1 protein-coding gene is annotated in these 1323 nt (G+C 57.4%); it reads left to right on the plus strand.

Going from position 1 to position 1323, the window contains the following annotated elements; all coding sequences use genetic code 11:
* Positions 1-42 precede the first annotated feature (42 nt).
* Complete coding sequence (locus tag MUN85_RS12490) at positions 43-1215, plus strand: IS481 family transposase (protein ID WP_250506994.1); 1173 nt, start codon at positions 43-45, stop codon at positions 1213-1215.
* Positions 1216-1323 lie beyond the last annotated feature (108 nt).

A 1323-nucleotide genomic window follows, 5' to 3' on the forward strand; every position in this document is an offset into this window, starting at 1 on the left:
GATGTCTCGCGACATCGTTGACACCTTCGGCATGGTCGGAGTATGCGCAACCACAAGAACCTCGTCATCGTGCGTTCCATCCTGGACCAAGGGCTAACCGTGAGTGAAGCAGCAGAAAAATTCGCGGTCTCCCGCCAGTGGATCTACGTACTTAAAGACCGCTATCAACAATACGGACCCGAAGGACTCCAACCCCGAAGCACAGCCCCGCACACCACACCCCACGCCATCACCGCGGCCGTACGAAAACGAATCATCGAACTACGCGATGAACTGACAACCTCCGGTAGCGATAACGGAGCAGAAACAATCGCCTGGCACCTCCAACAACAAGGCCTGCACACCCCCTCAAAATCCACCATCCACCGCATCCTAAAAGACGCCGGACGCGTTCAACCCCAACCACGCAAACGCCCCAAATCCAGCTACCACCACTTCACCGCCGCACTACCAAACGAGCTATGGCAAACCGATATCACCCACACCTACCTCACCGGCAGCCGCCGAGCTGACATCCTCGACTTCCTCGATGACCACTCCCGATACCTCCTGGCCATTCAAGCCTTCATGCCATGCACCGGAGCCGATGTTGCCGCAGTCATGACCAACCTCATCACCACCTACGGTGCCCCCGCCGCCACCCTCAGCGACAACGGACTCGTCTTCACCAGCCGCTACACCAGCCGCCCCGGAGCCCGAAACGCCTTCGAAACCGTGCTCACAACCCACCACATCCAACAGAAAAACGGGCGACCCGGACACCCCCAAACCCAAGGCAAAATCGAACGATTCCACTCCACCCTGAAACAAAAACTCGCCCGCGCATTCCCCCAAGCCACCACCATCACCGAACTACAAGAACAACTCAATACCATCCAAACCTGGTACAACAATCACCGACCCCACCGCGCACTCAACCACCAAACACCCCGCCAAGCATACGAACGCCTCCCCAAAGCCAGCCCCCACCACGTCCCAGACCCCGAATACCGCACCCGCAACGACATCATCGATAACGACGGCAAAGTAACCCTTCGCTACGCGGGAAAACTGCGCCACCTAGGCATGGGACGAGCCCACCGCAGACGCCCCATCCTCATGCTCATCGAAGGCCCACACGTCACCACCCTCGATGCCCACACCGGAGAAATCATCGCCTACCACCACATCGACCCCACCAAGAACTACCAACCCAAAATCAAAGACCCCACCTAAGAACCCCCACCACCAAAACAAAGAAGACCCCCGGAATTTCTTCCGAGAGCCTTCTCGCTGTCAACAATGCTTTGACACATCTGTCAACTATGTCCCGATACAGGACAT

It is taken from the genome of Bowdeniella massiliensis (assembly GCF_023634005.1).
GTDB classification, from domain to species: Bacteria; Actinomycetota; Actinomycetes; order Actinomycetales; family Actinomycetaceae; genus Bowdeniella; species Bowdeniella massiliensis.

What these genes read in the sequence shown, in the direction of transcription:
- MUN85_RS12490 (WP_250506994.1), top strand. Translation starts at nt 43, where the DNA reads ATGCGCAACCACAAGAACCTCGTCATCGTGCGTTCCATCCTGGACCAA.